General features: G+C 70.5%; 19 protein-coding genes. 8 read left to right on the plus strand and 11 right to left on the minus strand.

The genetic code is table 11. The annotated features are described in order from the left end of the window. The first annotated feature begins 282 nt into the window (after positions 1-282). The 6 genes from glnA (ACIBVQ_RS02115) (at position 283) to ACIBVQ_RS02140 (ending at position 8,787) form a co-directional block, all read left to right on the plus strand. A complete protein-coding gene (gene glnA / locus ACIBVQ_RS02115; protein ID WP_352008797.1) occupies positions 283-1,644 on the plus strand; it encodes a type I glutamate--ammonia ligase in 1,362 nt (453 codons plus the stop codon). Positions 1,645-2,040: 396 nt separating this feature from the next. Beyond that, positions 2,041-2,766, plus strand: a complete 726-nt coding sequence (locus tag ACIBVQ_RS02120; protein WP_352008798.1) for a hotdog fold domain-containing protein — start codon at positions 2,041-2,043, stop codon at positions 2,764-2,766. 86 nt (positions 2,767-2,852) lie between these two features. After that, positions 2,853-3,578: a type 1 glutamine amidotransferase gene (locus ACIBVQ_RS02125; protein WP_399175063.1), complete on the plus strand. Its 726-nt coding sequence runs from the start codon at positions 2,853-2,855 to the stop codon at positions 3,576-3,578. A 102-nt stretch (positions 3,579-3,680) separates the two neighbouring features. Continuing rightward, positions 3,681-6,662, plus strand: a complete 2,982-nt coding sequence (locus ACIBVQ_RS02130; RefSeq protein WP_399175815.1) for a bifunctional [glutamine synthetase] adenylyltransferase/[glutamine synthetase]-adenylyl-L-tyrosine phosphorylase — start codon at positions 3,681-3,683, stop codon at positions 6,660-6,662. A gap of 74 nt (positions 6,663-6,736) precedes the next feature. Beyond that, positions 6,737-7,825 (plus strand): hypothetical protein, encoded by a 1,089-nt coding sequence (locus tag ACIBVQ_RS02135; RefSeq protein WP_352008800.1) that lies wholly within the window; start codon positions 6,737-6,739, stop codon positions 7,823-7,825. 77 nt (positions 7,826-7,902) lie between these two features. Further along, the gene (locus tag ACIBVQ_RS02140; protein ID WP_399175065.1) at positions 7,903-8,787 is read left to right on the plus strand and encodes a TIGR03620 family F420-dependent LLM class oxidoreductase; all 885 of its coding nucleotides are present in this window, start codon (positions 7,903-7,905) and stop codon (positions 8,785-8,787) included. Positions 8,788-8,803: 16 nt separating this feature from the next. On the opposite strand, the gene ACIBVQ_RS02145 is transcribed toward ACIBVQ_RS02140, so the two are convergent. Next, positions 8,804-9,415 carry a C40 family peptidase gene (locus ACIBVQ_RS02145; protein WP_362775231.1) on the minus strand — a complete coding sequence of 204 codons (612 nt, stop codon included), beginning with the start codon at positions 9,413-9,415 and terminating at the stop codon, positions 8,804-8,806. Between the two features lie 101 nt (positions 9,416-9,516). After that, positions 9,517-10,044, minus strand: coding sequence for a Pycsar system effector family protein (locus tag ACIBVQ_RS02150; protein WP_399175067.1), 528 nt, complete (start codon positions 10,042-10,044; stop codon positions 9,517-9,519). A gap of 378 nt (positions 10,045-10,422) precedes the next feature. On the opposite strand from ACIBVQ_RS02150, the gene ACIBVQ_RS02155 reads away from it, so the two are divergent. Continuing rightward, entirely contained in the window at positions 10,423-11,373 is a 951-nt protein-coding gene (locus ACIBVQ_RS02155) for an N-acetylglucosamine kinase (protein ID WP_399175069.1), read from the plus strand. Positions 11,374-11,464: 91 nt separating this feature from the next. On the opposite strand, the gene glnA (ACIBVQ_RS02160) is transcribed toward ACIBVQ_RS02155, so the two are convergent. Both glnA (ACIBVQ_RS02160) and ACIBVQ_RS02165 read right to left on the minus strand, forming a co-directional pair. After that, positions 11,465-12,889, minus strand: coding sequence for a type I glutamate--ammonia ligase (gene glnA, locus ACIBVQ_RS02160; RefSeq protein WP_352008805.1), 1,425 nt, complete (start codon positions 12,887-12,889; stop codon positions 11,465-11,467). Between the two features lie 159 nt (positions 12,890-13,048). Then, on the minus strand, positions 13,049-14,065 hold the full coding sequence (locus tag ACIBVQ_RS02165; protein ID WP_399175072.1) for a hypothetical protein: 1,017 nt from the start codon (positions 14,063-14,065) through the stop codon (positions 13,049-13,051). 119 nt (positions 14,066-14,184) lie between these two features. Between ACIBVQ_RS02165 and ACIBVQ_RS02170 the strand changes: the two genes are divergently transcribed. Further along, positions 14,185-14,649 (plus strand): RDD family protein, encoded by a 465-nt coding sequence (locus ACIBVQ_RS02170; protein WP_352008807.1) that lies wholly within the window; start codon positions 14,185-14,187, stop codon positions 14,647-14,649. 1 nt (position 14,650) lies between these two features. Here the strand turns inward: ACIBVQ_RS02170 and ACIBVQ_RS02175 are convergent, their stop codons facing one another. From ACIBVQ_RS02175 to sucB, 7 genes are all read right to left on the minus strand, one after another. Beyond that, complete coding sequence (locus ACIBVQ_RS02175; protein ID WP_352008808.1) at positions 14,651-15,448, minus strand: class I SAM-dependent methyltransferase; 798 nt, start codon at positions 15,446-15,448, stop codon at positions 14,651-14,653. After that, positions 15,448-16,128, minus strand: coding sequence for a DUF4191 domain-containing protein (locus ACIBVQ_RS02180; protein ID WP_352008809.1), 681 nt, complete (start codon positions 16,126-16,128; stop codon positions 15,448-15,450). The genes ACIBVQ_RS02175 and ACIBVQ_RS02180 overlap by 1 nt, the downstream gene beginning before the upstream one ends. Before the next feature lie 106 nt (positions 16,129-16,234). Continuing rightward, the gene (gene lipA / locus ACIBVQ_RS02185) at positions 16,235-17,164 is read right to left on the minus strand and encodes a lipoyl synthase (RefSeq protein ID WP_352008810.1); all 930 of its coding nucleotides are present in this window, start codon (positions 17,162-17,164) and stop codon (positions 16,235-16,237) included. Positions 17,165-17,574: 410 nt separating this feature from the next. Beyond that, on the minus strand, positions 17,575-18,252 hold the full coding sequence (lipB, locus tag ACIBVQ_RS02190) for a lipoyl(octanoyl) transferase LipB (protein ID WP_399175076.1): 678 nt from the start codon (positions 18,250-18,252) through the stop codon (positions 17,575-17,577). A gap of 28 nt (positions 18,253-18,280) precedes the next feature. Next, entirely contained in the window at positions 18,281-19,018 is a 738-nt protein-coding gene (locus tag ACIBVQ_RS02195; protein ID WP_352008812.1) for a peptidase E, read from the minus strand. Between the two features lie 37 nt (positions 19,019-19,055). Continuing rightward, positions 19,056-19,952, minus strand: a complete 897-nt coding sequence (locus ACIBVQ_RS02200) for a TIGR01777 family oxidoreductase (RefSeq protein WP_399175078.1) — start codon at positions 19,950-19,952, stop codon at positions 19,056-19,058. A gap of 136 nt (positions 19,953-20,088) precedes the next feature. Further along, on the minus strand, positions 20,089-21,543 hold the full coding sequence (sucB, locus tag ACIBVQ_RS02205) for a 2-oxoglutarate dehydrogenase, E2 component, dihydrolipoamide succinyltransferase (protein WP_399175080.1): 1,455 nt from the start codon (positions 21,541-21,543) through the stop codon (positions 20,089-20,091). Between the last annotated feature and the right edge of the window lie 32 nt (positions 21,544-21,575).

Raw genomic sequence — 21,575 nt, forward strand, 5'->3', positions numbered from 1 at the left:
CCCGCATTGTTTCGCCTGGTCACCGCAGGTTCCAGTACCTCTCGCGCCGGGCGTGTCCCGCTCTCGCGGCGACCTCTCGCCGCCTCCGCGGGGCCGTACGGCGGGGGCGGGGACACGAAGGGACACAACGGGTGACACAGGAAGGGCAGGAAAGGGGCGAAACGGCGTCTCGCCGCCTTCTCCGTAACGTGTCCGAAACACTGAGCGGGCAGACTGGTAGAAGGCCAGGCGTGTGCCCGCAGACGTGCACCGTGTCGGCCTCGGCAGTGGAGGAGAGAGGCTTTGGACCGCCAGCAGGAGTTCGTTCTCCGTACCCTTGAGGAGCGCGACATCCGGTTCATCCGGTTGTGGTTCACCGACGTGCTCGGGTTCCTGAAGTCGGTCGCCATCGCCCCCGCCGAGCTTGAGGGGGCCTTCGCGGAGGGCATCGGCTTCGACGGCTCGGCGATCGAGGGCTTCGCCCGCGTCTACGAGTCGGACATGCTCGCCAAGCCCGACCCCTCGACCTTCCAGATCCTGCCCTGGCGCAGCGAGACACCCGGTGTGGCCAGGATGTTCTGCGACATCCTCATGCCGGACGGCTCGCCGTCGCACGCCGACCCACGCTGGGTGCTCAAGCGGACCCTGGCGAAGGCCTCCGACATGGGCTTCAGCTTCTACACCCATCCCGAGGTCGAGTTCTTCCTGCTGAAGGACAGGCCGGAGGCGGGCAGGCGGCCAGAGCCGATCGACGACGGCGGCTACTTCGACCACACCCCGCACAGCTCGGGACACGACTTCCGGCGCAGCGCGATCATGATGCTGGAGTCGATGGGCATCTCGGTCGAGTACAGTCACCACGAGGGCGCCCCCGGTCAGCAGGAGATCGACCTGCGCTACGCCGACGCGCTCACCACGGCCGACAACATCATGACCTTCCGGCTGGTCATGAAGGAGGTCGCGCTGGAGCAGGGCATCTGGGCGAGCTTCATGCCCAAGCCGTTCACCGAGCACCCCGGCTCCGGTATGCACACCCACATGTCGCTGTTCGAGGGAGACCGCAACGCCTTCTACGAGCCGGGGGCCGACTACCAGCTCTCCAAGGTCGGCCGGTCCTTCATCGGCGGGCTGCTCGCACACGCCGCCGAGATCACCGCCGTCTGCAACCAGTGGGTCAACTCCTACAAGCGGCTGTGGGGCGGCGCCGAGGCCATCGCCGGGGCGGGCGGCGAGGCGCCGAGCTACATCTCCTGGGGGCACAACAACCGCTCCGCCCTGGTCAGGGTGCCGATGTACAAGCCCCACAAGAGCGGCTCGACCCGCATCGAGTTCCGCTCGCTCGACTCGGCCTGCAACCCCTACCTCGCCTTCGCGGTGATCCTCGCGGCGGGCCTGAAGGGCATCGAGCAGGGATATGAGATGCCTCCCGGCGCCGAGGACGACGTCTGGGCGCTGACCTCGGCCGAGCGCCGGGCGCTGGGCATCCAGCCGCTGCCGCAGTCGCTCGACGAGGCCATCGCCGTGATGGAGCGCAGCGAACTGGTCGCCGAGACCCTGGGCGAGCACGTCTTCGACTACTTCCTGCGCAACAAGCGCGCCGAGTGGAGCGAGTACCGCCGCCAGGTCACCGAGTTCGAACTCGGCCGCTACCTTCCGGTGCTGTGACGGTCTCCGGGGCGCGGCAGGGGGCCGTACCCCACCTGCCTCACGCGGGGGCGTCCCGGGCGCGGTAGGGTTCAAGCGCGCGGGCGGTTCCGGCGCCCGTACCCTGTGACCCCCGATCATGCGGGCTGCTTCGGCGTGCCCGCGACCGGCCGGTCCGCGGGGCGCGGGCCGGGCGAGGTTTCGCGGCGACGACCGGCGGGCCGTCCCCGAAAGACTCGTCGGCAAGGACGCGCCCCCCGCGGTTCCCCTCAGGACGGCGGGTGGCAAGGCGCCGTTGATCCGCTCGTCACCGTCACCTGGTTCGCCGGTCCCGTGGCGGCTCCGGTAAAATCAGTCGGTCCATTTATAGGGATTTTCGAGGACAAATCGCCGTAAAGGGCGATTAGGAGGTGCCGTATGACAACGGCTGCCGAGCTGCAGACCGTGGTGACCGTCCCGGCGCGTTTCCGTGGGCCCGAGGGCTCAGCGAACGGCGGATGGATCGCGGGTACGGTCTCCCAGGCGTCGCACGGCGCCCGGCACGACTCGGCCGTCGAGGTCACACTGCATGCCCCCACACCGCTGGAGACCGAGCTCTCCCTGCGGCACCTGGCCAACAGCGCGACCCTCACCGACGGGGAGACCCTGCTCGTCGAGGCCATCCCGGTCGCCGAGCGGCTCAACGCCCCCGACTTCGTGCCCTTCAACGAGGCCGCCCGCGCTGAGAGCGGTTTCGCCGGGATCACCGGCCACCCCTTCCCCGGCTGCTTCGTCTGCGGCCTGCGCGACCCGGGGGACGGCCTGCGGATCTTCCCCGGCGCCGTGTCCGGCGGCGAGCTGGTCGCCGCGGGCTGGCGGGTGCCGATGACCGTCACCGACGAGGACGGCGTCGTCCCCGACGCGCTCGTCTGGGCTGCCCTCGACTGCGCTACCGGCTGGGCCCACTTCGGACCCGGTGAGTCGGCCCTGCTCGGCAGGCTGACCGCCAAGGTCGAGCGGCGCGTCTACCCCGGCGGCACCTACTCCGTCGTCGCCCGCGCCACGGGCCGCGAAGGCCGCAAGCTCTTCGGCGAGAGCGCCGTCTACGAGGTCGACGGCACCCTGGTCGCCGCCGCCAAGGCCGTCTGGATCACCTCCGCCTGAGGTCGTACGGGACCGGGGGCCGCACCCCCCGTATCCCATTGAAGACCGATATGGGGTCTGGTACGGCTTTCGCCGATAATTGCGGCATGAGAATCACCGTCGTCGAGAACGAAGCCGGAGCGGGCCTGGGCGCCTTCGCCGGATGGCTGGCCGACAGCGGCGCCGAGTGCGAGGTCGTCCGCCCCCACCTTGGAGAGCCGATCCCGCGGCGGGCGCGGGACGGCCTGATCGTGCTCGGCGGGACGGCGGCGGCCTGGGAGGACGAGCGCTTCCCCTGGCTGCCCGAGACCCGCGCCCTGATCAGGTCCTCCGTCGAGAACGGCGTGCCGACCCTGGGAGTCTGCCTGGGCGCCCAGCTGATGGCGCTCGCCTGCGGCGGCTCCGTCGAACGCGGTGAGCACGGCCTTGAGGTCGGCGTCACCGAGGTCGTCCCCCTCCCCGCCGCCGTCGACGATCCCCTGTTCACCGGGTTCGGCCCGGTGCCCGCCGTGCAGTACCACGGTGACGCGGTGACCCGGCTGCCCGAGGGAGCCGTGCCGCTCGCCGTCGGCGACCCCTACCCCAACCAGGCCTACCGCCTGGGCGAGAGGGCCTGGGGGGTGCAGTTCCACCCGGAGGCGGACGTCGAGGTCTTCACCGACTGGACCGGCCACTCCGCCGACCACCTGACCGGGCTCGGCCACTCGGTCGAGGAGCTCAACGCGGGGGTCAAGGCGGCCGAGGAGGACCTGACCCGAACCTGGCGGACCTTCGCCCGGCGTTTCGCGGCCGTCGTGGAGTCCGCCGGGGAAGGCACGGACGCCGCCGGCTGATCGGCGCGGCCGTACCGGGCGGGGATGACGGGGCGGTGATCGGGGAAGGCCACACCCGTGCCCGGTGACCGTGGACGAGGGAGGGTGAGCGCCGTGCCCCGGATGGAGACGACCGCGGGACGGATGGCCAGGCTCGGTTTCGCCGACGCGGCCAGGGCGGACCGGCTGTTCGGCGAACTGGGCACGCGGGCGGCGCGCGAGGCGGGCCTGCTCGACCCGCTGCTCGACTCCCTCGTGGCGACCGCCGACCCCGACCTGGCGCTGACCTCGCTCAACCGGCTGGCCGAACGGGACGAGGAGGCCGTCGAGGCGCTCACCGCCGACCCCGTCCTGCGGGCGCGCCTGCTGGGCGTCTTCGGGGTCAGCGCCGCGCTCGGCGACCACGTGGTCAGGCACCCGGAACACCGGCACCTGCTGGACGGCGCGCGGGACCTGAGGCGTCCCGCCGCACCCGAACTCCGCGCCTGCCTGCTGCGGGCGGTCGGCGCCGACCCGGCGGACCCCGAACCCAGGGCGGCGGCCACCGGCACCGAGACCCTGGTCGCGCTGCGGGTCGCCTACCGGGCCCGCCTGCTGTGCCTGGCCGCCCGTGACGTCCTGGGCCAGGCCTCGCTCGCGGAGGTCGCCGCCGAGCTGTCCGACCTGGCGGGAGCCGCGCTTGAGGCGGCGCTGGCCGTGGCCCGGGCCGAACACGCCGACCCGGGAACCGTACGGCTCGCCGTCATCGGCATGGGCAAGTGCGGGGCGCGGGAGCTCAACTACATCAGCGACGTGGACGTCGTCTTCGTGGCCGAACCCCGCCAGGGCGCGGAGGAGACCGAGGCCATCCGGCTGGCCACCCGCCTGGCCCAGGGCATGATGCACGTCTGCTCGGCGGGCACCCCCGAGGGGGCGCTGTGGGAGGTGGACGCCGCGCTGCGTCCGGAGGGCAGGTCCGGGCCGCTGGTGCGCACCCTCGCCAGCCACCGCGCCTACTACCGCCGCTGGGCCAAGACGTGGGAGTTCCAGGCGCTGCTGAAGGCCCGCCCCGTCGCGGGAGACCTCGAACTGGGCGAGCAGTACGTCTCGATGACGAACGAGATGGTCTGGCAGGCGGCCACCAGGGACCGGTTCGTCGAGGACGTGCAGGCGATGCGCCGCAGGGTCGAGGCCCACGTGCGCGGTGACGAGGCGGATCGTCAGATCAAGCTCGGGCCCGGCGGGCTGCGCGACATCGAGTTCGCGGTGCAGCTGCTGCAGCTCGTCCACGGCCGCCTCGACCCGCTGCTGCGCCGCCGCGCCACGCTCCCCGCGCTGGCCGCGCTGTCCAGGGGAGGCTACGTCGGCAGGGACGACGCCAGGGCGCTGGCCGAGGCCTACACCTTCCTGCGCCGGGTCGAGCACCTGATCCAGCTCTACCGGCTGCGCCGTACCCACGTGGTGCCGGAGGGGGAGGGCGACCTGCGGCGGCTCGGGCGCGGGCTGGGCATGACCGTCGATCCGGTCGGGGAGTTCACCGTCCGGTGGCGGCGGCACGCGATGGAGGTCAGGCGCCTGCACGAGAAGCTGTTCTACCGGCCGTTGCTGCAGGCCGTGGCCCGGCTGCCCGAGTCGGAGGACCGGCTCTCGGCCTCCGCGGCGCAGGCCCGTCTTGAGGCGCTCGGCTACGCGGACCCGGCCGGGGCGCTGCGCCACATCAGCGCGCTGACCAGCGGGGTCTCCCGGCGGGCCGCGATCCAGCGGACCCTGCTGCCGGTCATGCTCGGCTGGTTCGCCGACGCTCCCGACCCGGACGCGGGCCTGCTCGGCTTCCGCCAGGTCTCCGACAGGCTCGGCGCGACCCCGTGGTACCTGCGGCTGCTGCGCGACGAGACCGCCGTCGCCTCACGCCTGGCCAGGCTGCTGGGCACCAGCCGCTACGTGACGGGCCTGCTGCTGCACGCCCCGGAGGCGGTCGCGATGTTCGGCTCGGACGCCGACCTGGCCCCCCGGTCCCCGGAGGCGCTGCTGGCCGAGGCGCGGGCCACCGTCGGGCGCTACCCGGGTGAGGCGGAGAGCGCGGTCGCCGCCGCCCGCGGGCTGCGGCGCAGGGAACTCGTCCGTACGGCCGCCGCCGACCTGTCGGGGCTCCTCGACGTGGAGCGGGTGGGGCAGGCGTTGTCGGCGCTGAACGACGTGACCGTCCAGGCCGCGCTCGACGCCGCGATCGGCAAGGTCGAGATGGAGCGGCGAACCCCGCTCCCCACCAGGTTCGCGGTGATCGCGATGGGCCGTCTCGGCGGCCTCGAATGTTCCTACGGCAGCGACGCCGACGTGATGTTCGTGCACTCGCCCCTGGAGGGGGCGGCGGAGCGGGAGGCGACGGAGGCGGCCTTCGCGGTCGCCAACGAGCTGCGCCGCCTGCTGGCGCTGCCCGCCCCCGACCCGCCGCTGCTCATCGACCCCGACCTGCGTCCCGAGGGCCGTCAGGGGCCGCTGGTGCGCACACTGGCCTCCTACGCCGCCTACTACGGGCGCTGGTCGTCCCCCTGGGAGTCCCAGGCGCTGCTGCGCGCCCGCCTCTCCGCCGGGGACGCCGCGCTCGGCGCGGAGTTCCTCGCCCTGGCCGACCCGGTGCGCTATCCGGCAGGGGGCATCCCCGACGCGGCGGTGCTGCAGATCCGCAAACTGAAGGCCAGGATGGAGGCGGAACGGCTGCCCCGGGGAGCCGATCCCGCCCTGCACACCAAACTGGGCAGGGGAGGCCTGTCGGACGTCGAGTGGGTCGCGCAGCTGCTGCAGCTGCGCCACGCGGGGCCGCTGCCGTCGCTGCGGACCACCCGGACCCTGGAGACGCTGCGCGCCGCGCTCGCCGAAGGGCTGCTCTCCGAGGCGGACGAGGCCGCGCTCGCCGGGGCATGGCGGCTCGCCTCCCGCGTCCGGGACGCGATCATGCTGGTCAGGGGCAGGGCCGCGGACTCCATCCCGGTCGACGTCCGTGAACGCGCCCTCATCTCCCGTACTCTCGGCTATCCGCCCGACGACAGCGGGGACCTCGTCGAGGACTACCGCCGGGTCACCCGCCGCGCCCGTCTGGTCATGGAACGCGTGTTCTACGGCGAGTGAGCGTTTTACCGGTTTCCGGTGATGTTGTTGCGCCTCCAGGGACGGACGTGTATCAACGGTGCGGGTGATCTACTGTGATATCGGTATACGTTGACCTGGCCATCGGCCTGGTGCTGGCCTTCCTGCTGCTGTCGCTCCTGGTGAGCGGTGTCAACGAGGCCATCGTGAGACTGCTCGGCATCCGCAGCAAGTTCCTGTGGGCCTATCTTCGTGACACGCTCGACGGCGGGCGGGGCAAGGGCGTCTCGTGGATTCCGTCGAAGGTCCTCGACGTCTTCGCGCGGCTCCCCTTCTCCAGGCACGATCCGAGGCCCGTGCACGATCCCGAGCCCGCGCCGCCGGTGGTGGAGCCCGTGCCGGTCGATCCCGAGGTGGTGCTCGCCACGGAGGCGCCCGCGCCCGCGGTCGACATGACCAAGCGGCTCTACGAACGCCTGCAGGAGATCGACCGTCCCGAGGGCGCCAGGACCAGCATCGCCGACATCCCGCCCGAGCGGTTCGCCTGGGCGCTGCTCGAACTGGTCGCCGCGGAGAAGGAGGGCGTCGAGGGGCTGATCGCCAAGCTGGAGGCCGTACGCAGCCCGCTCGCCGGACATCTGAGGGGTGTCTGGGAGGGTGCCCAGCGCGACATGGGCAGGTTCCGCAAGGGTGTGGAGGACTGGTTCGACGGGGAGATGCAGCGGCTGTCGCGGCTCTACCGTCGTTACGTCAAGTGGGTGGTCTTCACCCTGGCCGTGGCGCTGACCCTGCTGTTCAGCATGGACTCGCTGGAGTACGGCAAGACCCTGCTGCGGGACAACGCCTACCGGGCCGCGGTCGCGGCCATCGCGGGCGGCGGGGAGAGCACGGCCGAGCTGAAGGACTCCCTGAGGGACAGGTGCGCCGTCGCGGGGTCCGTCGAGCCGTACTCCTGTGTGACCGAGGTCTTCAGCTCTCCGGCGCTGGTCAAGATCTTCGACCACGCGGTGATGAGCGTGACGATCCCCGCGGGCGACTCCGGTCCCTCCTTCACCTTCGACGCCGGCGCCTGGTGGAGCCGTCTGACCACGATCGGCCACTGGCCCGGTTATCTGATCACGGTGTTCGCCCTGCTGTTCGGAGCCTCCTTCTGGTGGGACATCCTGCGCAGGCTCACCGGCATCCGCGGCAGCCGTTCGAGTTGATAAATGGAGGGTGCCTCCGTATGGTTGGGTGAACCGGAGAGTGCATCCGGTAAAAATCCTTCGGGGGAGCGCGACCCATGAGTGTGGATCTCGGGCGTATCGGCGTGTGGACCTTCGCCTTCGACGGCAGGCCCGCGACCGAGGTGCGGGAGGCCGCGGCCGAGCTGGACGAGCTGGGCTACGGCGCGATCTGGTTCGGTGAGGCCTTCGGCAGGGAGGCGCTCACCCAGGCGGCGCTGCTGCTCGGGGCGACCGGGCGGCTGGCCGTCGCCACCGGCATCGCCAACGTCTTCCTCCGGGACCCGATCGCCATGGCCGCGGCGGAGCGCACCCTCGCCGAGGCCTTCCCGGACCGCTTCCTGCTGGGCCTCGGCGGGCACCGCACCGTTGACCAGCCCGCCGGTCTCCTGCCGCACCACGGCCGTCCTGTGCCCACCATGCGGGCCTACCTGGACGCGATGGACCAGGTGCCCCTGCAGAGCCCGGCGCCGGCCGAGCCCTCGCCCCGCGCCCTGGCCGCCCTCGGCCCCGGGATGCTCAAACTCGCCGCCGAACGCACCCGAGGTGCCCACACCTACTTCGTGCCGGTCGAGCACACCGCCAGAGCCAGGCAGGTCATGGGGCCGGGAGCGCTGCTCGCGGTCGAGCAGACGGTCGTCCTCGACCGGCCCGAGTGCGCCCGCGAGATCGCCCGCGGCTTCGTCGCCGGGTACGGCCAGGCGCGCCACCAGGTCGAGAACCTCGAACGGCTCGGCTTCGGGGAGGACGACCTGGCCGGGGGCGGCAGTGACCGGCTGGTCGAGGCCCTGGTGGCGTGGGGGGACGCCGGGGACATCGCCGGACGGGTGCGTGAGCATCTCGACGCGGGCGCGGACCACGTCTGCGTCCAGGTCCTGTCGGCGGGGGAGGGCCTGCCCGTCCGGCAGTGGCGCGAGCTGGCCCCGGCCCTGCTGGAGCTTTGAGCTTGAGCGAGCATTTCTACATATAGCGGAAATATCCGGCGAAATCCTTGACGGTGGTGATCGGGTCGATCCTGATCCTCGTCCCGGTTCGCAGCGCGTTGATCATCTTGCCGTCGCCGACGTAGACGCCCACGTGGTGGGTCTTCACCCGGTCACCGAGCCTGCCGTAGAACACCAGGTCACCGGGGCGCGCCGCGGAAGCGGGAATCCTGCTCAGCCGCCGGATGTGGTCGTCGGTGTTGCCGGGCCCGAGCACGTCCCCGCCGTAGGCGAGCGAGTAGACCCACCTGACGAGTCCCGAGCAGTCGAGCCCCCGCGTGGTCGTCGCCGGGCACGGCCTGATCGATCCCCGGTAGCCCGTACAGGTGCCGAAGGAGGGCCCGGGAACCTCGTCGTGGCCGCCGCCCCAGGAGTACGGGATCCGCCCACCCCGCCAGCCGGGCTGTTCCTGCCCGGCCTTGATCGCGTAGGCGATGGTGGTCACCCGCTTCAACAGGGCGGGCAGAACCGGCACCGACCCCCCGCAGACCAGCAGGGTCCCCACGAGCACGATCGCGAGCATCGGCCATCGTGGAGAGGCCCTCCGGCGTTCCCGCCCATCGCGGTCGTCAGGCTGCTTCCGGGGCATTCCGTTACGGTACCGCCACTTCTGTCCGAGTGATCCACCCGTTGAAGCCGTTGGCGCGACGCGTATGTCGGACGCGCTCCTTTGGCAGTCGCACGAACCTGTCAGAAGGCGAGCTGGAGAACCGCGGAGCCGACCGTCGCCCCGACGGAGGCCAGCAGCAGCCAGAAGCCCCAGCGGATGAGCAGATACTTTCTCAGGACGATCACGCTGACCGCCCTGATCTGCTCGGCCAGTTCGATCAGGTCGCCGTCGGTACGGTCGCGCAACGCCTTGGCGATCTCCTCGGCGGAACGGTAGCGCCGGACGTCCCCGAAGTAGTTGATGCCGAGGGGTCGTCTGGTGATGCGCGGGTACACCGCTTTCGCCAGGCAGAACAGGGCGGCCAACGCGCACCCCGCCCCCGCCCACCACAGCCACTGCAGGGCCGTGTGCAGCCTCAGCGGTGACCAGTTCCCCGCGAGCAGGCCGCCGGCGACCGCGCCGATGCCCACCCCCGCGACACCCAGCAGCACCTGTGCCTTGGCGTCGGCCCGGTTGAGCTCCTCACGGGCCTCGGCGAGCATCCGGCTGCCGTGCGCGCGCGCACGGGTCTCGGGATCGGACGGCACCGGCGTGGCCGTCCTGGTCATCCACCGGAACACCGTGTCCCCCTGATTGAGCGAACCCCGGCAACCGCCGCGAATACGGCGAAGCGCGCACGACAAGATCGCACTCTACGCGACACCCGGCGGCATGTGGCAGCGGAATCCGCGAGGCGTCGCGGGAACAGACGAACCGGGCGAGGCGGATGCCCTGGCCGGTGGAGAGCCGTGCGCATCAGGCTCGGACGGTCAGGCCGCCGCCCGGCAATGGATCGGTTTCTCTCGACGCGACGGCCTTCGGGAGCGGCGAAACGCCTCGGGCGAGCGGTTCGGTTCCGCCTGGATCCGACGGACTTTCACCTCGGGCGGACGTCGGTGAGAGTCGGTACCGCCCCAAGGTCGCGTCAAGCCCCAGGATGTCGAGCCATGGACCTGGTTCTCGGCATCGACGCGGGCGGCACGTCGTCCCGCTGTGCGGTTCGCACCCTCCATGGAGACCCCGTCGGCTACGGCCGCTCCGGGGGCGGCAACCCCACCGCGCACGGAGCGGCCGTAGCCCGCTCGAACCTCGCCTCGGCGGTGCGTCAGGCGCTGGGCGCCCACGATCCGGCGTCGGTGCGCGCGGCGGTCGCCGGTGTGGCCGGATCCTCCGCCTCTCCCGATGACCTGACCGAACTCTGGGCCGCGCTGGGACTCGGTGTCTCACCCCACGTGGTGGGAGACGTCGAGATCGCTTTCAGCGCCGGAACCGCGGCCCCCTCGGGAACGGTGCTGATCTCAGGGACGGGGGCGATCGCCGCGCACATCGCGGACCGGTCGGTCACGGCCGTCTCCGACGGCTACGGCTGGCTGCTCGGCGACACCGGCTCCGGGTTCTGGCTCGGCCGACAGGCGGTCGGCAGCGTGCTCGACACCCTGCGCCACGGCGCGCCCCCGTACGGAACACTGGCGGAGGCCGTGGTCGAACGGCTGCTGGGAGCCGTGGGGACACCACCCGGCCCCGATCGGGTGAACGAGGTGATACGGGCGGTCCATGCCCGCGCGCCCCTGGCACTCGCCGAGCTGGCGCCACTCGTCACCGCCGCGGCCGAAGCCGGGGACACCACCGCCACGAACCTGATCACGCGGGCGGCCGTCCACCTGGTCGACACCGTCGCCAAGGTACGCGCGCCGGGGGACACCGGCCCGATCGTCCTGGCGGGCAGCGTGCTGACCGGAAACGGTCCGCTCGGCCACGCCGTACGGGACCGGCTGACCCGGCGCTGGAACACCCCGGTGACGACGGCGGGCGACGCGGCGTGCGCCGCCGCGTGGCTGGCCGCCCGCGACCTGGTGCCCGACCCCGACGCCCTGCACGCCCGGATCATGCGGGCATGACACGTTCCTCCCCGCCGTGCGGGGAGGAACACCTGTGAAAGGCCGCCCGGCGACCTTAAACAGCAGCGTTTTCGCAGGTCATGGCACTTATCTACACATCGTAGTAAAGCTCGAACTCGTGGGGGTGGGGACGCAGGCGGATGGGGTCGATCTCGTTCTCACGCTTGTAGGAGATCCAGGTCTCGATCAGGTCCGGGGTGAACACACCGCCTTCGAGAAGGTAGTCGTGGTCGGCCTCCAGCGCGTCGAGCACCTCACTGAGCGAACCGGGAACCTGCGGAATGCTGCGGGCCTCCTCCGGAGGAAGCTCGTAGAGGTCCTTGTCCACCGGCTCCACCGGCTCGATCTTGTTGCGGATGCCGTCGATCCCGGCCATGAGCTGCGCGGCGAAGGCGAAGTACGGGTTGCAGGACGGGTCGGGCACCCGGAACTCGATGCGCTTGGCCTTCGGGTTGGACCCCGTGATCGGGATGCGGATGCACGCCGAGCGGTTGCGCTGGGAGTAGACCAGGTTGACCGGAGCCTCGTAGCCGGGGACCAGACGGTGGTAGGAGTTCACCGTCGGGTTGGTGAAGGCCAGCAGCGACGGGGCGTGCCTGAGCAGGCCGCCGATGTAGTAACGGGCGGTGTCCGACAGGCCCGCGTAGCCGACCTCGTCGTAGAACAGCGGCGCGCCGTCCTTCCAGAGCGACTGGTGGCAGTGCATGCCGGAACCGTTGTCGCCGAAGATCGGCTTGGGCATGAAGGTGACGGTGTGGCCGTACTCGATGGCCGTGCTCTTGACGATGTACTTGTAGAGCATCATCGTGTCGGCGGCCTTGAGCAGCGTGTTGAACCGGAAGTCGATCTCGGCCTGCCCGGCGGTGCCGACCTCGTGGTGCTGCATCTCCACCGGGATGCCCGCCTCGATGAGGCGGCGCACCATCTCCGAACGCAGGTCGGTGAAGTGGTCCATCGGCGGGACCGGGAAGTAGCCGCCCTTGTAACGCGGCTTGTAGCCGAGGTTGCCGCCCTCCTGGGCCTTGCCGGTGTTCCAGGCGCCCTCGATGGAGTCGATGTGGTAGTAGCTGGCGTGCGCGCTGGTCTCGAAGCGGACGTCGTCGAAGATGTAGAACTCGGCCTCCGGGCCGAAGAAGACCGTGTCGGCGATGCCGGTCCCCTTGAGATACTCCTCCGCCTTGCGGGCGACGTTGCGCGGGTCGCGACTGTAGGCCTCACCCGTCAGCGGGTCGTGCACGAAGAAGTTGATGTTGAGCGTCTTGTGCCGGCGGAAGGGGTCGAGCACGGCCGTCGAGGGGTCGGGCAGCAACAGCATGTCCGACTCGTGGATGGCCTGGAAGCCGCGGATCGAGGAGCCGTCGAACATGAGGCCGTCGGTGAAGACGTTCGCCCCGAAGTTCTCCGTGGGGAATGTGAAGTGGTGAGTCGTCCCGGGCAGGTCCGTGAACCTGACATCGACGAACTGCACCCCCTCGTCCTTGATGAACTTGAGGACGTCGTCGGCGGAGTTGAACACGCGAACCTCCCAAGGGGGACGAGCTTTCAGCTCGAAAGTAGGCTTGAGCCGTTACCGCCCCGTGTCTCATTTGTTTCACCCGTGTTAAGGAGAATCGCCCCACGTTAGTCCTGGAATGCGGCCGTACCGGGCGGATGAACGCTTCCTTTGCCGGACTTTTCACGTGCGGGAGGCGAGCGTGCACTCCTCCTCGCGCGGTTCCCGGTCGAGCTCGTAGGGGTCGACCGGGGCGCCGGTGGCCTTGGAGAGCTCCTTGTCGGGGACGGAGTCCTCGTAATACGGGTGGACGAAGCCGTCGTCGACGTCGCAGCGGGCACCCGTGACGGCCCCGCCGTTCCACTTGACGGGCCACACCACCAGCCGGCCGTTCTCCCGGTAGGCGATCACCTCGCCGACGCTGTGCACGATGATCCGCTCACCCTGCCCGGTCTCCCCCGGCCGTCGTACGGCGTAGACGAACAGATAGTTCACGGTGATCTTCGCCCCGGTGCGGCCATCCTCATGGAACGAGGCGTACTTCGTCCGCCCGTTGACCTTGATCACGTCGGTGGCCAGTTCGGCGGCCTTGGGAGCCAGGCTGGTGACCCAGTATCTGGTGTTGAAGTGACCCTTCTTCGGCTTCCTGTTGTCCAGGTCCTTCAGGAACCACTCGCGCTGCTCCGCAGGGAGGAGCCTCGCCAGCGCCGTCGGCCTGCCACCCGCGAGAGTCTTACGGTCGAGATGGGTCGCCGCGAGCATGTCCCGGGCGCTCTTCAAGGCGGTGGCGACGTCCTTGCGGCTCAGGCCGCCCGTCGCCCGGGCCTTCGGCGACGTCAGTCCCTTGACACCCTCGGCGTAGTCCTTGGCGGGAGACCCCTCGAACGGGGAGACCGGCTCGGGGGTGACGGGGACGGGCTCGGTCTCCTCGGGAACCGGGCCACCGTGGTTCTCCCGCGCCTGAAGGAAACGGGCGGAGAGGGCCTCGCCCACCGGGGCGACCCACCCGGGCCGGTAGACGGCGACCAGCCCGGCGGCCACGACGAGGACGAACGCCGCGAGTAAGGTGATCCGCCGTCTGCGGCGACGCCTGTAACGCGGCAGGTGAGACCACGCCTTCTCCATCCTCCGCCGCTCCTTGCGCTCGATCTGCGAGGTCAGGGCCTCGAAGCGCCGGTTGATGTCGTCGTTGTCAGTCATTGGGGGTGCTCCGGGAGGGGAGGGCGAAAAAGATCATGACCATGATGTACCGATCGCATGGCCGATGCGGTCGTTTGGGGGAGTTCGAGGGCGACCACGGGGGCGGATACCGTTGAACCATGAACAGCAGGCAGCAGCCCCGTTGGACCCAGACCTGGCTCGGCGGCGTCAGATCCGCCGGAGTCGACCTGGGCTACCCGGGGGAAAGGCTCGGACTGCCCCAGGAGGGCAGCGGATCGGTCGCCGGATTCGGGCGCAGGATCGGCGCCCTGGTGATCGACTGGCTGATCTGCACCTGGGCCATCACCCAGGGACTCCTGCGGATCGACCCGACCCACCAGAGCTGGGTTCCGGTCGCGGTGCTCGCCGCCGAATACCTCCTGCTCGCGGGCACCATGGGCATGACCTTCGGCATGCGCCTGACCGGCATCAGGATCGCCGCGCTCAACGGCGGGCGCGCCCCGTTCCCCTCGATCCTCGTGCGAACCGTGCTGCTGTGCCTGGCCGTACCCGCCCTGATCTGGGACCGCGACCAGCGGGGCCTGCACGACCGCGCCGCCGCGACCGTGGTCGTCCGTATGTGAGTTACGGCCGCACGCAGGTGAAGATGGCCGTCCCCGGCAGCAGACGGCCACGCAGCGGGCTCCAGCCTCCCCACTCACGCTCGTGACCGACCGGCCACTCCGGCTCGGTCAGCCCGCGCAGCACCAGGCCGGAGGCGACGATGTGCCCCACCCAGTCGGCCATCGTACGGTGATGCTCGACGTAGGAGGCCTTCCCGTCCGCACCGACCTCCACGTACGGCGAGCGGTCGAAGTAGGACCGGTCGGAGGTCAGTCCGGCGGGGCCCGGATCGTCGGGGAAGGCCCAGCGGATCGGATGACTCACCGAGAAGACCAGGAGGCCCCCCGGACGCAGCACCCGGCGGACCTCGGACAGGACGGCACCGGGATCGGCCACGAACGGCAGGGCGCCGAAGGCCGAACAGGCGAGGTCGAACGACTCACCGGCGAACGGCAGCGCCTCGGCGTCGGCCTGGACGACCGGCAGCCCGGAACCACTGTCCAGATCGATCCGGTGAGAGTGCTGAAGCTGCCGGAACGACAGGTCGAAGGCGACGACCCGCGCCCCCTGCCCGGTCAGCCACCGCCCGCACTGGCCCGCGCCACAGCCGATCTCCAGCACGTCCCTGCCCGCGACGTCGCCCAGCAGCCGGGCGTCGGCCTCGTCCAGACCCTCCGGGCACCAGACGAACCCGCAGTCACGCAGGAAACCGCCGTGCTCGGCCTGGTACTCGTCCGCGGCGCCGTCCCACCAGCCGCGGTTGGCCCGCGAGGTTTCCTCGGCGCCCACCCGGCGCCGGTCGATCCCCGCCACGTCCATCAGCGCATCTTGGGGCGGGGCATCTTCGCACCGCGCGGCAGCGGGCCCTTGGGCATCGGCAGCGTCTGCGGCAGGGCCTTGAGCCTGTTGTTGACCTCGTAGACCGCGGGCTTCTTGAGGTTCCTCGGCAGCTTCATCAGGTGCCGCTGCAGCTTGGCGATGGGCACCTGACCCTCGCCGTCACCGGACTGGATGTCGTAGACGGGGACGTCCAGGGCGACACGCTGGACACGCTTCTTCTCCGCGACCAGCATCTTCTGCACCCGGGAACCCGGCCCCTCGGAGACGAGGATCACACCGGGAAAACCGACCACGCGGTGCACGATGTCCTGATCACGGTTGACCGCGACGGCGGGAGCGACCTCCCACGTGCCACGCATGCCCTGCAGGATCGCGGCGGCCGCGCCGGGCTGGCCGTGCAACATGGAGTACTGCGCGCGCTGGGCGAGCTGGCCGAAGACCACCAGGCCGACGGTCAGCGACAGCATCAATCCGATGAAGATCAGATACCAGATCGAGCCCGTGACCAGGCCGATCACGACGCACAGCGCGAACGTGCCGAGCGCTGACGCGTAGACGATCGGCATACCCTTCGGGTTCGCCTGCTTGATGATCCCCGCGATCATACGGAGCTGCTTGATGCGCCCCGGGCGCTCTTGGTCTTCGGGCTTCTTCGCCATGACTTGAGGATACAAATTCCGGGGTCAAGAAATGAAAACGTGACCTGCCGTCCCACGGGAGCCCCGATGACCGGGAAGGATCACCGGGCCCCGCGGACGACGACGGTCAGGCGTACCTGCGGGCCTCGATGGCCTGCTGGTACAGACGGCCCGCCCGGTAGGAGGAGCGGACCAGCGGACCCGACATGACCCCGGCGAAGCCGATCTCCTCGGCCTCCTTCTGGAGCTCGACGAACTCCTGGGGCTTGACCCAGCGGTCCACCGGGTGGTGGCGGGGGGTCGGGCGGAGATACTGAGTGATGGTCAGCAGGTCACAACCGGCCTCGTGCAGGTCACGCATGGCCTGCACGACCTCCTCCCGCTCCTCGCCCATGCCGAGGATCAGGTTGGACTTGGTCACCAGACCGGCCTCACGACCCCTGGTGATCACTTCGAGGGAACGCTCGTAACGGAACGCGGGACGGATCCGCTTGAAGATCCGCGGCACGGTCTCGATGTTGTGCGCGAAGACCTCGGGCTTGGCGGAGAAGACCTCCTCAAGCTGCCCCCGGTCGCCGTTGAAGTCCGGCACCAGCAGCTCGACACCGCACCCCGGCAGCAGCGCGTGGATCTGCCGCGCGGTCTCGGCGTACAGCCAGGCACCGCCGTCCGGCAGGTCGTCACGGGCCACCCCGGTCACCGTGGCGTACCGCAGGCCCATCTGCTGAACCGACTCGGCCACCCTGCGAGGCTCGTCGGTGTCGTACTCGGCGGGTTTGCCGGTGTCGATCTGGCAGAAGTCACAGCGCCGGGTGCACTGGTCGCCACCGATCAGGAAGGTGGCCTCCCGGTCCTCCCAGCACTCGTAGATGTTGGGACAGCCTGCCTCCTCGCAAACCGTGTGCAGCCCCTCGCGTTTCACCAGTGACTTGAGCTCGGTGTATTCCGGCCCGGTCTTCAGCCGGGTCTTGATCCACGGGGGCTTACGCTCGATGGGGGTCTGGCTGTTGCGCACCTCCAGGCGGAGGAGCTTTCGGCCTTCAGGAGCAACGGTCACATCGTTCAGCTTATGTCCAGCGGGAAGGGAGCCGCGCGCGGGGTTGTGTCCCTGTCCCTTTGCGACGCCTGGCGGCGTCGCGGGCTTGGGCGCGTCGGTGTCTTCCCTCGTCGTTCGTCCGCTGCGCTCCCTTACTCCTCAGTCCAGACACCGACGCGCCCAAGCCGTGTCTCTTTGCTCCGCCTGGCGGCGTCGCGAGTCCGGGCGCTTCGAGCCGACGCTTTCCCTCGTCGCTGCGCTCCTGCGTTCCTCGGTCCAAGCACCGACGCGCCCAAGCCGGACACTCTCCGCGCACGGCACCGGTAAGGCACAAGCCGATGCTTCTCGCGGAAGCGGGAGGAGACGGTTCTCATGCTTGGTGGGGAAGGCTCGGGCGAACCCCTGGGTGGGGCGTCGAGGGCTCCCGGGGATCAGCGGCGGAAGAGGTCTTCCTCCGGGAGGTCGAAGGCCTGGGCGTCCAGGGCTTCCACCAGGCGTTTCTCGGCGTACGGCGTGACCTCGTCGACCACGATCCTGCGGCCCGTCTCCGCTGACAGCGAGGAGACCCCGGCGTCGCTGATGCCGCACGGGACGATGCGGTTGTACCAGCTCGGGTCGTTGGAGCAGTTGAGCGCGAAGCCGTGCATCGTCACCCCCCGGGTGACGCGGATGCCGATCGCGCCGAGCTGGCGGTCGGGGAGGCCGTGGGAGGGGTCTCCGGCGGCCCAGACGCCGCTGCGCCCCCCGACCCGCCCCGCCTGCACGCCGAAGTCGGCGCAGACCCGGATGAGGGTCTCCTCCAGCAGTCCCATGTATGCGGTGACGTCCAGCCGGTCACCGAGCTTGATGATCGGATAACCGACGAGCTGGCCTGGACCGTGCCAGGTGATGCGGCCTCCCCGGTCGACGTCGATGACCGGGGTGCCGTCCGTCGGCCGCTCGTGCGCGGCGGTGCGCTTGCCGGCCGTGTAGACCGGAGCGTGTTCGAGGAGAAGACAGGTGTCGGGAATCTCGTCGGCCACGCGCCGGGCGTGAATGCGCCGCTGAAGATCCCAAGCCTGCTCATAGGGGAAGTCAACGCCAAGACGAACGATCGCCAGCTCAGTCACGCTTAAAGAGTAGTTGACCCGCTCATGCTCAAGTCGTGAGAAGCCGAGGCTCGATGCGGAACTCCTTGACCCCGCCCTGCCCGTCGTGCTCGATCCGGTAGGCGTAACCCTTCGGGTCGACGCTCACGGCCTGGATGAACTCGGTGCCGACGTAGTGCAGCGCCACCCCCTCGTCGGCGGCGTAACCACCGGGCAGCTCACCGGAGGCGACCGACTCGTGCAGCAGCGCACGACGCTGCGGCTCGGAGTTGTAGTGCACGCCGCACGAGTACGGCAGCAGCCCGAGGCCGTCGGCCCACACCCGCAGCTCGGGCCCGAAGGAGTCGGTGTTGCCGCCCACGTGCCAGCACAGCGCCCCCGCGCTCTGCCCGGCCAGCACCACACCCGCCCGCCACGCCTCCTCGAAGGCCTCGTCGAGGCCGTGCAGCCGCCACAGCGCCGCGAGGTTGGCAACGCTGCCGCCGCTGACGTAGATGACGTCCTGGCTCAGCATCCACTCGCGCGGATCGTCGACGTTGGGCATCGGGAAGACGGTCAGGTGGCTGATCTCGACGTCCCAGGCCCGGAACGCGCCGTACATGCTCAGCAACCACTGGGAGTCGTCACCCGTCGCGGTGGCGAGCAGACCGAGTCTTGGCCGGTCCTGGCCGGTCAGGTCGAGGGCGTACCGCAGCAGGGCGCTCGCCTCAATGACCCCTTGCCGTCGTGAGGCGCGGAAGGAACCGCCCCCGATGGCGAGGATGTGAGACTGCCCGGACCTGCCCATAGGTGATCTCCCAGCTGATGTGGTGGAAACAGGGACCCTAGAGTACGGCGGACAGTGCGTCGCCGAGACGGATATGCCGGAACGTGTGCCCCACCTCGGTCAGGCGCCGGGGGATCACCCGCTGCCCGGTGAGCACCCCCTCCTCGGCGAACCCGCCGACGACGGCACGCAGCGCGAACCCCGGTACGGCCAGTGGCATGGCGGGCCGCCGTACGGCCTGGGCGAGCGTCTTGGTGAACTCCGCGTTGGTGACCGGGTGCGGCGCGGTCAGGTTCACCGGCCCGGAGAGGCCGGGGTCGCGCATGACGCGCAGCACGGCCCCGACCCAGTCGTCGGCCGTGATCCACGACCAGTACTGGCGGCCGGACCCGAGCGGCGCGCCCAGCCCCATCTTGAAGATCGGCAGGATCCTGGGCAGCATGCCGCCCTCGCGGCTCAGCACCAGGCCGGTGCGCAGCAACGCGACCCGGATGCCAGCCTGCCGCGCGGGTTCGGTCTCCGCCTCCCAGGGCACGACCACCTCCCGGGCCAGGAACCCCTCGCCAGGCGGGGAGGTCTCGTCGACCTCCCTGTCGCCGGTGTCGCCGTAGAAACCGATCGCGGAACCGGAGAGCAGCGCCTCGGGCCTGGCGTCCGCCCTGGTCAGCGCGTTGACCAGGGTTCTGGTGCCCTCGATGCGGCTGCGGGCGATCTCACGCTTGACGTCGGCGTTCCACCGCCGGTCGCCGATACCCGCCCCGGCCAGGTGCACCACGGCCCGCGCCCCGTTGACGGCCGCCGGGTCCAGGATCCCCTCCGCCGGGTTCCAGAACGCCTCATCAGGCCCGTGAGGCTCACGCCGTACCAGTCGGACCACCCGCGCGCCCTCGGCCCGCAGGGCCTCGGTCAGGGCCGAGCCGAGCAGGCCGGAGGAGCCGGTCACGATGATCGTCATGTCGTTCAATCTAAACAACCTCCCCCGAGGTTTTCGGGAACCGGGCGGTCCGCGGACGCAGATGTCTCTCCGGGGGAGGAAAAAGGCCGGGCCGGCCCGCGAGAACGCGGACCGGCCCGGAAACGCGAAGCGGAGGCTAGACGTTGAGGCCCAGCTGGTTCTCGAAGCGGCCCTCCTCAAGACGACGCTTGATCGTCGTCAGGAAGCGGGCGGCGTCGGCGCCGTCGACCAGGCGGTGGTCGTAGCTGAGCGCGAGGTACACCATCGAGCGGACGGCGATGACCTCGCCCTCGGGGGTGTCCAGGACGACGGGCCGCTTGACGACCGCGCCGGTGCCCAGCATGCCGACCTGCGGCTGGTTGAGGATCGGCGTGTCGAACAGCGCGCCACGGCTGCCGGTGTTGGTCAGCGTGAACGTGCCGCCGCCGAGCTCGTCGGGGCTCACCTTGTTGGTGCGGGTGCGCTCGGCCAGGTCGGCGATCTTACGGGCGAGGCCGGCGATGTTGAGGTCGCCCGCGTCCTTGATCACCGGGACGATCAGGCCGCGCTCGGTGTCCGTCGCGAAGGCCAGGTGCTCGGCGTCGAAGTAGGTGACCTCGTTGGTCTCGCTGTTGATCGTGGCGTTGAGCTTGGGGTGCTGCTTGAGCGCCTCGATCGTGGCCAGCGCGAAGAACGGCATGAACGAGAGCTTGACGCCCTCGCGCCGCTGGAACTCCGCCTTCGCGCGGTCGCGCAGCTGGGCGACCTTGGTGACGTCGACCTCGACCACGGTGGTGAGCTGGGCCGAGACCTGCAGCGACTCGACCATGCGCTTGGCGATGGTCTGCCGCAGCCGCGACATCTTCTCGGTACGGCCACGCAGCGTGGTGTCCACCGCGACCGGCTCGGGGGCCGGGGCGGCGGCGGGCGCCTGAGCGGGGGCGGCGGCCTGCGGGGCGGGGGCCTGCGGGGCCGGAACGGCCTGGGCCTGGGCCGCGGCGGCGCGCTCACGCTGGCTGCGGGCCGCCTCAAGCACGTCCTGCTTGCGGATGCGACCGCCGACACCGGTGCCGGTCAGCGTCTCCAGGTCGACGTTGTGCTCGCCGGCGAGCTTGCGGACCAGCGGGGTGACGTACGGGCTCTCACCGGAGACCGGCTCGGCGGCCGGGGCGGGAGCCTGCGGAGCCGGAGCGGCCTGCGGAGCAGGAGCGGGGGCAGGCGCGGGAGCCGGGGCCGGGGCGGGAGCCGGGGCCGCGACGGGCGCGGGCTGCGGGATCGAGGAGATCGGCTGAGCCGGGGCGGGCGCCGGAGCAGGCTCGGGCTCGGGGGCCGGGGCCGGGGCGGGCGCCTCGGTCTGCACGGCGCCCTCGGTGGCGTTCTCGTCGATGATCGCCAGCTCGGCGCCGACCTCGACGGTCTCGTCCTCGCCGACAACGATCTTGGTGAGGATGCCCGCGGCCGGGGAGGGGATCTCGGTGTCGACCTTGTCGGTCGAGACCTCCAGGAGCGGCTCGTCGGCCTCGACGCGCTCGCCCTCCTTCTTCAGCCAGCGGGTGACGGTGCCCTCGGTTACGCTCTCGCCGAGCTGGGGCATCTGTACGGACTTCGGCATGATGACTTCTCTCGTGTTCCGAGTGAGGGCTT

The sequence above is a fragment of the Streptosporangium sp. NPDC049376 genome (genome assembly GCF_044466505.1).
Classification (GTDB): domain Bacteria; phylum Actinomycetota; class Actinomycetes; order Streptosporangiales; family Streptosporangiaceae; genus Streptosporangium.